The organism is Rhizobium sp. UFLA01-1127, assembly GCF_059803845.1.
Genome location: NZ_JAUQTZ010000012.1, coordinates 59,280 through 66,918, shown reverse-complemented (window position 1 = coordinate 66,918; position 7,639 = coordinate 59,280). Strand labels below are relative to the sequence as shown.

Here is a 7,639-nt window from a genome sequence, read left to right as displayed (position 1 = left end):
GTGAGCGATGACATCGTCCAGAGGCGTTGTGCTGATGAAGCAAAGGTCGGCTGAGCCCGGCGTCGGCCGTTCAGCCTTCGGCTCGAACTCATGTCCCGCGCGGTGCAGATTGATCTTCTGGTTGCCGAAGGTCAGAGCCTTGCGGCCCTCGCCGAAGGTTTCGACACCCATACCGAGGACGCGTGCATAAAAATCGCAGCTCTCCTCGATGCTCGCGACCGTGAGCACCAGATGATCGAGATGATCGATGCGGACCATGGCAGCCTCCTACCTCAACGGCGCGCCAGCCTGGCGACGGCAAGGGCGCTGACGAGACAGAGTGCCAGCATGACAAGGATGAAGGCAACCACGGCGTTCCAGCCATCGGCAAGCCAGAAATAGCCACCGACGGAGCCGGCAATGCTGGAGCCGAGATAATAGGCGAGCAGGTAGAGCGAGGAGGCGTGGCCCTTGAAGCTACGCGCCAGCCGTCCGACCAATGCGCTTGCGACGGAATGGGTCATGAAGAAGCCGATCGTCACCAGGACGATGCCGAGAATGACCAGCGGCAGAGAGCTGCAAAGCGTCACCGCTGCGCCGAGTGCAGCGATCAGCACGCCGACAGGCAGCACGACGAAATGGCCGATGCGATCGCCGAGCAGACCGGCTGCCCAAGAGGCGGCAATGCCGAAGAGATAGGCGGTAAAGATCAGGCCCAGCTCGGTCTGGCTTAGATTATAAGGCGCGGCGACGAGGCGGAAGCCGGCATAATTATAGACCGTGACGAAGGCCCCCATGACGAGAAAGCCGATGGCAAAGAGCAGCGGCAGCGCAGCGTTGGTGAAGTGTCCACTCCAGGCTTTCACATGAAAGGCGGCATCGAAGCCTTTGCGCGGGATGAAATTGCGCGACGGCGGCAGAAGGTAGAGAAAGCCGATGGCGGCGATCAGGCCGAGAATGCCGACGGTTGCCAGCGCCGGTCGCCAGCTCAGATATTCGGCGATCGAACCCGTTACCACACGCCCCGCCATGCCGCCGAAGGCATTGCCGGCAATATAGAGGCCCATGGCACCGCCAAGGCCGCGCGGCTCAATCTCTTCCGCCAGATAGGTCATGGCGACAGCCGGCACGCCGCCCAGAAGAAAGCCCTCAAGCGCGCGGACGACGAGCAATATGTGCCAACTCGGCGACACCGCGCAGACGATCGTGCAGATCGCGGCGCCCAGTAGCGAAATGAACATCAGGCTGCGGCGGCCGAGGCTTTCGGAAACGGCGGCCGCGCCGAAGATCGCAAAGGCCAGGAAGCCGGTCGAAAGTGACAGCGACAACGAGCTAGCCGCTGGTGTGACACCGAAATCCTGGGAGAAAATCGGCATCAGCGGCTGCACGCAATAGAGCAGCGAGAAAGTAGCAAAACCGGAGAGAAACAGCGCGATGGTCGCATGGCGGAAGGCAGGCGTACCGCGTATCAGGAATTGGCGGGACTCCGCCGGCGGCGCAATCCTGACGAGTGTCAATTCGGGACGGGACGGAACTTCGGAAGCAGTGGCTTCCTGCTTGCCAGCAGCGCGAGACATCGGGACACCCAACCTTTCTTGCTCCGGAATCTAGTCAGATCGGCTTCATTAGTCCAATATATGGAACAGGCGATCTCAATAGCTTTTGGAGATAGCGATGGAGCTGCGTCATATCCGCTATTTTCTGGCGCTCGCGGAGGCGGGAAACTTTACCCGCGCCGCGGCCAATCTCGGCATCGGCCAGCCGCCGCTCAGCCAACAGATCCGGGACCTGGAAAACGAAGTGGGTGCGCAACTGTTCCACCGCGTGCCGCATGGCGCAGAGTTGACGGCGGCAGGCGAGGCCTTTCTCGCGGAAGCAAAAATGGCGGTCGATGCGGCGGAGAAGGCAAAGCTCGCCGCCCAACGCGCCAATCGCGGCGAAATCGGCCGCCTGTCGCTCGGCTTCACCGCCTCTTCCGCCTTCAACACCATCGTCACATCAACCATTCGCGAGTTCCGCGGACACTGGCCGGAGGTGCGGCTGTCTTTGACCGAAATGAACACCAATGCGCTGATGGAGCGGCTGATGCGCGGCGAGATCGACGCGGCCTTCATTCGGCCGGGACTGGAAGATCCGCGGGATGTGCGCCTGAAGCGCTTTGCCGACGAGCCGATGTTGATCGCGCTGCCCGCACATCATCCGCTGGCGAAAAAGGAGCGCGTGCCGATCTCGGGGCTGGCCGGCGAACCCTTCATTCTCTTTCCGCGCATGGTGGGTCTCAGCCTCTATGACGATATCGTCGCGGCCTGCCGCGAAGCCGGCTTCGACCTCGTGGTGACGCAGGAAGCGCCGCAGATCCCCTCCGTCGTCAATCTCGTCGCCGCCAATCTCGGCGTTTCCATCGTTCCCGCCTCGATCGCGCAGATCAAGCTCGACGGCGTCGCCTATCGGCCGATCGACGGGCCGCCGCTCGTGGCGCGTCTTGGCCTTGCCAGCCTCAAGGCGCAGAGATCGCCCGTCATCGCCAATCTCATGAGCTTGATTGCCTAGTTACGTGCCCCGCTCCCAATAAGGCGGATCGCCAAAGACCTTTTTCAGGTGATCGGCCATAGCGCGAAGTTTGGCCGACGGATTGCGCCCCTCCGGATGGGCCATGAAGATGAATTCCGGCTCGGGGCGATAGCCGACATCGATTTCAACAAGCCGACCTTCCCTCACCGATGGTCCGGCTATAAAGGCCGGCAACAAGGCGATACCAAGTCCGGCAATCGCGGCATCGTGGAGGATATCGCCGTTGTTGACACCCAATGCCAGCTTCGCACGGATGACGACTGCGCCGTCCGGTCCCTCGAAACGCCAGTCCGCAACGCCGCGATTGGTGTAAAAAATGCCGCGTTGATCTTCGAGATCGGAGAGCGACGCGGGTTTGCCGTGGCGGCTAAGATAGTCCGGCGACGCCACAAGAAGGCGGCGACTGCGGGCGAGTTTCCACGCGACAAGACGCGAGTCGGCGATCAAGCCATGACGAATGATCGCGTCATAGCCATCCGAGGCGGCATCGACCCGGCGGTCATCGAGATCGAGCGTCAGCTCGATTTCCGGATGCTCGGCGAGAAACGGATAGAGAGCCGGCCCCAGATGCAGGCGGCCGAAGGTGACGGGCGCGGCGATGCGCAGAGGTCCTATCAGCGTGCCGCGCCGCTCGGCGAGATCGGCCGCAGCCTCGCGAACCTCCTGCGCGATGCGGGTCGCGCGCTGCAGAAAGGCAGCGCCATCCTCCGTCAGGGTCAGCTTGCGGGTCGTGCGATGGAGCAGGGTAGCGCCCAACGCTTTTTCCATTTCCGACAGGCGTTCGCTGACCACGGATTTCGACAGACGCAGCCGACGCGCCGCCTCGCTGATCGAGCCGGCCTCGGCTACAGTCACGAATGTCACGATCCCGTCGATCTTCAGCATCGTTCGGAAACTCCGAATTCGAATTCCTCTTTTTGCAGACTAATCCGAACGATCGGAAAAGGCCATGTTCCACGTATCGGACAAACCGAAAGACACGTCCTCACAAAGGAGATGGAACAATGAATCGCTTGAATGGAAAAGTTGCAATCGTCACCGGCGCCAGCTCCGGCATCGGCCGCGTCACGGCAAAGCTCTTTGCCGCCGAGGGCGCCAAGGTTGTCGTCGGCGCTCGCCGTGGCGCAGAGCTGGAAAGCCTTGCCGCCGAGATCAAGGCCGCCGGCGGTGAAGCAGCCGTCTTGGCTGGCGATGTACGCTCGGAAGACTACCACAAGGCGCTGGTCGCTCTCGCCGTCGAGCGCTACGGCAGGCTCGATATCGCCTTCAACAATGCCGGTACGCTCGGCGAGGCCGGTCCGAGCACCGGGGTTTCGGAGGCAGGTTTTGCCGAAGCGCTGGCGATCAACCTCACCGCGTCGTTCCTGGCCGCCAAGCACCAAATTGGCGAAATGATCAAAGGCGGCGGTGGTTCTGTAATTTTCACCTCGACCTTTGTCGGCCATACCGTCGGCTTCCCCGGCGTTGCCGCCTATGCCGCCAGCAAATCCGGCCTGATCGGCCTGACTCAGGCACTCGCCGCCGAATTCGGCCCGCAGAACGTGCGCGTCAATGCCGTACTGCCGGGCGCTGTCGATACCGATATGTACCGCGAAATGAACGATACGGCCGACAAGCAGGCTTTCATTACCAATCTGCATGCGCTGAAGCGCGTCGCCGGCCCGGAAGAGATCGCTCGCTCGGTCCTCTATCTCGCCTCCGATGACGCAAGTTTCGTCAGCGGCACGGCTTCGCTCGTCGACGGCGGCCTGTCGATCACGCGTACCTGACGTTTTGACGACGCAATTATTGTTGCCGGTATCGGCAACTTCGAAACGCGAACATGATCCCGCTAACGTGAATTGCTTGCGGGATCATGTTGCTGGAATGTTTTGAATAGATGAGGACGGGCCGCCGCTCCTACTTCCCTTGCGACGCTTCCGCTTAGAACATCGTGTTGCTGTTCTTCGACGTCTCGGGGATCGGCTGCACCGAATCCCAATGTTCCTGGATCTTGTTATCCTCGACGCGGAAGATGTCGACGATGGCGCTGCCGCGGTCACCTGGCTGGCGAACGGCATGGACACGCAGGATCACATAATCGCCGTCGACCATCACACGCTTGATCTCGCTCTTCGACTGCGGATAGTTCTTCTTCAGGTATTCCAGAAAACCGCGCAGTCCTTCGGGACCATCGGCGGCAAGAGGATTGTGCTGGATGTATTTGCCGAGATATTTGGAGGCTGCGTCGAAATCCTTGTCGTTCAGCGCCTTCTGGTAGAAATCCAGAACGATTTCCCTGTTCTTCAGCTCTTGCGGCGAATAGGCATGCTCGGCAAAGGCCGGCATGGCAGCGGCCATGATTGGCAGGGCGATCATCGCGATTTTCATCAGTTTCAAGGCGTTGCTCCTTTGGTCGTTAACCTGTTCACCGTTGTCCGAGACAAAGACCCTCAGCAAATGACAAGGGCGTGAGACCGTTGTAATCCCCTGTCGAAAATGGCTCGAAAGGAAGGATCACAACCATAATGAGAGGATGCTGCGATTGCCTATGACACGCCAAAGGCTTAGGCTTACGGACAAAGAACAGGCGACGGGTTCAGGCATGGTTCTCGCGGATAAGCGCATCCTTCTCATCATCTCCGGCGGTATCGCGGCCTATAAGAGCCTCGATCTCATTCGCCGGCTGCGCGAGCGCGGCGCGAGTGTGCGGCCCGTCATGACATCGGGTGCGCAGGAGTTCATCACACCGCTTGCCGTCGGCGCGCTCGCCGCCGACCATGTCTTCACCGATCTGTTTTCGCGGCAGGATGAGCAGGATGTCGGCCATATCAGGCTGGCGCGCGACTGCGATCTCGTGCTGATCGCGCCGGCAACGGCCGATCTGCTCGCCAAGATGGCAAACGGGCTGGCGGACGATCTGGCTTCGACCATACTGCTGGCCACGGACCGGCCGGTCCTCGCTGCCCCCGCCATGAACCCGAAGATGTGGGCTCATCCGGCCACCAGACGCAACGTCGAGATCTTGCGCAGCGACGGTATTGCCTTCGTCGGCCCCATGACCGGCGAAATGGCCGAGAGCGGCGAGAGCGGCGCAGGACGGATGGCGGAACCGCTCGATATCGTCGCAGCCGTTGAGAAGCGGCTGGATGGCGGCGCGAAGCCCCTCGCCGGCAAGAAGGCAGTCGTCACCTCAGGACCTACGCATGAGCCGATCGATCCGGTGCGCTATATCGCCAACCGCTCGTCGGGACGGCAGGGCCATGCGATAGCCGCGGCGCTTGCGGCGCTCGGCGCCGATGTCACCCTCGTCTCAGGCCCGGTCTCCATACCCGATCCGGTCGGCTTGCACGTCATCCATGTCGAACGCGCGGACGAAATGCGCGATGCCGTTCTTGCAGCCCTTCCGGCTGACATCGCCGTTATGGTAGCGGCGGTCGCCGACTGGAAGGTGGCCTCCGCGTCCGATCAGAAGATCAAGAAACATCCGGGCGAATCCATTCCGACTCTGGCACTCACGGAAAACCCCGACATTTTGAAAACGGTCGGCCACCACACGCAGCGGCCGAAACTCGTCATCGGATTTGCCGCGGAGACGCAGGATGTCGAAAGCAATGCGCGCGCGAAGCTGGAGCGCAAGGGCGCCGACTTCATCGTCGCCAACGACGTTTCACCCGCGACCGGCATCATGGGCGGCGCGCGGAATCGCGTGAAGATCATCAGTCACCACGGCGCCGAGCAATGGCCGGACCTCGACAAGGATGAAGTGGCGGCGCGGCTCGCAGCCCTGATCGCCGAACGATTCAAGCAGGGATAGCGGCTATCGGCTGGCGCTCCGCGGCTGCTCGCTCTTCCGGCTGGAAGGGCGTGACATGGACGCCGCTATCGTCAATCAGAACGGCACTGCCGTCGGGAATTTCGCGCCAGGCATCGATGTCGTCGTTCAGCGGTTCCGATACGAGGCAGTATCCCGCGCCGACGGGCGAAGCATAGAGCGTCGGCGCCTTGCGGTCGGTCGCATAGCGGATGGCATAGAGCGACTTGCCGTCGGAAAAGGCTGCCGTGAAGCGCACCAGCACAGAGCCGGTCAGATGGATCGACAATCCTTCAACAAAGCCGATGGTCTGTGCGATCGCCGCAATCGGACTGGTCGCCAAACCGAACTGCATCGCCAGCAGGAAGAGCAGCTCGGAATCGGTCGTCCCGCTGCGGGCATGGAAAAGCCGATCGTCGAGCATGGCTTCCATCGGCCGGCGCAGACGGTCGAAATTGGAAATCTGGCCATTGTGCTGGAACGACCAGTTTTCGAGGACGAAGGGGTGGCAATTGTCGCGCCGCGTGCCGCCGCCGGTGGCCGCACGGACATGGGCGAGGAAGAGCGGCGAACGGATCTGCCGCGCTAGGCTCTTCAGATTGCAATCGGACCAGGCCGGCAGGATATCGCGATAGCGGCCGGGCTCCGGCCGATCGCCATACCAGGCGATGCCGAAACCATCGCCGTTGGTCGCCGTCTTGGCGCGTGTGGCGCAATGGGATTGTTCAATCAGGGAGTGGGCAGGCGAGGATACCAGCTCCTCCAGATAGAGGGGTTCTCCACGATAGGCTGCCCAGCGACACATGCGTCTTTATACTCCGATTCCCGCTGTCTTCCTGTCCCGCGGGAGAATGGCAAATCTTGGATGATTGTTTATGCGGAATGGGTAATAAAGTCTTAATTTTCCATCGCCTGCAGCGCAAGATGACAGATATTTGACGCTTCGTCCGATCACATTCTGCATCGCAACATTTCCTTCGTGAAGGCCGTTGTAGCAGGGCTTTCCTCGAAGAGGTGTCGAGCCAAGACATTTCAACGCGACGACAATGTGAAACTCTCCAAAGCCGAACCACTTGCATCGGGCCAATTTTGAGCTACGTTTAGCTTGTCTGAAACGTAACGAAAGGAAGGTGATCCAATGTCTAGTGAGATTTCGGTCTTTGTATACGGCATGGAAATGGTGGTGAACGTTGCGAGGCAGCCCTCGCTCTGACCAACACCTTCCCGAAGCGTTTGCCGCTTCAGGCCAGTTACGGGCCAAAGCTCATGGGGGGTCGCTTGAGGCGGCCCCTTTTG

The 7,639-nt window shown here is 61.0% G+C and carries 8 protein-coding genes; 3 read left to right on the top strand and 5 right to left on the bottom strand.

Features of this window, described 5'->3' with window-relative positions:
- The coding region (locus Q4Q11_RS05020) for a VOC family protein (protein ID WP_498568827.1) at window positions 1-258 on the bottom strand (258 nt) is incomplete at its 3' end.
- A gap of 14 nt (window positions 259-272) precedes the next feature.
- On the bottom strand, window positions 273-1,556 hold the full coding sequence (locus Q4Q11_RS05015; protein ID WP_113215260.1) for an MFS transporter: 1,284 nt from the start codon (window positions 1,554-1,556) through the stop codon (window positions 273-275).
- 97 nt (window positions 1,557-1,653) lie between these two features.
- On the opposite strand from Q4Q11_RS05015, the gene Q4Q11_RS05010 reads away from it, so the two are divergent.
- Window positions 1,654-2,529, top strand: coding sequence for a LysR family transcriptional regulator (locus Q4Q11_RS05010; RefSeq protein WP_112508418.1), 876 nt, complete (start codon window positions 1,654-1,656; stop codon window positions 2,527-2,529).
- Here Q4Q11_RS05010 and Q4Q11_RS05005 read toward each other — a convergent pair whose 3' ends face one another.
- Complete coding sequence (locus Q4Q11_RS05005) at window positions 2,530-3,435, bottom strand: LysR family transcriptional regulator (RefSeq protein WP_498568826.1); 906 nt, start codon at window positions 3,433-3,435, stop codon at window positions 2,530-2,532.
- 119 nt (window positions 3,436-3,554) lie between these two features.
- On the opposite strand from Q4Q11_RS05005, the gene Q4Q11_RS05000 reads away from it, so the two are divergent.
- Window positions 3,555-4,319 carry an SDR family oxidoreductase gene (locus tag Q4Q11_RS05000; protein WP_113215259.1) on the top strand — a complete coding sequence of 255 codons (765 nt, stop codon included), beginning with the start codon at window positions 3,555-3,557 and terminating at the stop codon, window positions 4,317-4,319.
- A 154-nt stretch (window positions 4,320-4,473) separates the two neighbouring features.
- On the opposite strand, the gene Q4Q11_RS04995 is transcribed toward Q4Q11_RS05000, so the two are convergent.
- Window positions 4,474-4,920, bottom strand: a complete 447-nt coding sequence (locus Q4Q11_RS04995) for a nuclear transport factor 2 family protein (RefSeq protein WP_498568830.1) — start codon at window positions 4,918-4,920, stop codon at window positions 4,474-4,476.
- A 214-nt stretch (window positions 4,921-5,134) separates the two neighbouring features.
- Between Q4Q11_RS04995 and coaBC the strand changes: the two genes are divergently transcribed.
- A complete protein-coding gene (coaBC, locus tag Q4Q11_RS04990; RefSeq protein ID WP_498568825.1) occupies window positions 5,135-6,346 on the top strand; it encodes a bifunctional phosphopantothenoylcysteine decarboxylase/phosphopantothenate--cysteine ligase CoaBC in 1,212 nt (403 codons plus the stop codon).
- Here coaBC and Q4Q11_RS04985 read toward each other — a convergent pair.
- Entirely contained in the window at window positions 6,333-7,148 is an 816-nt protein-coding gene (locus Q4Q11_RS04985) for a class II glutamine amidotransferase (RefSeq protein ID WP_113215257.1), read from the bottom strand. The genes coaBC and Q4Q11_RS04985 overlap by 14 nt on opposite strands.
- Window positions 7,149-7,639: the final 491 nt, after the last annotated feature.

What these genes read in the sequence shown, in the direction of transcription:
- Q4Q11_RS04985 (WP_113215257.1), bottom strand. Translation starts at nt 7,148, where the DNA reads ATGTGTCGCTGGGCAGCCTATCGTGGAGAACCCCTCTATCTGGAGGAG.
- Q4Q11_RS05000 (WP_113215259.1), top strand. Translation starts at nt 3,555, where the DNA reads ATGAATCGCTTGAATGGAAAAGTTGCAATCGTCACCGGCGCCAGCTCC.
- coaBC (WP_498568825.1), top strand. Translation starts at nt 5,135, where the DNA reads ATGGTTCTCGCGGATAAGCGCATCCTTCTCATCATCTCCGGCGGTATC.
- Q4Q11_RS05005 (WP_498568826.1), bottom strand. Translation starts at nt 3,435, where the DNA reads ATGCTGAAGATCGACGGGATCGTGACATTCGTGACTGTAGCCGAGGCC.
- Q4Q11_RS04995 (WP_498568830.1), bottom strand. Translation starts at nt 4,920, where the DNA reads ATGAAAATCGCGATGATCGCCCTGCCAATCATGGCCGCTGCCATGCCG.
- Q4Q11_RS05010 (WP_112508418.1), top strand. Translation starts at nt 1,654, where the DNA reads ATGGAGCTGCGTCATATCCGCTATTTTCTGGCGCTCGCGGAGGCGGGA.
- Q4Q11_RS05015 (WP_113215260.1), bottom strand. Translation starts at nt 1,556, where the DNA reads ATGTCTCGCGCTGCTGGCAAGCAGGAAGCCACTGCTTCCGAAGTTCCG.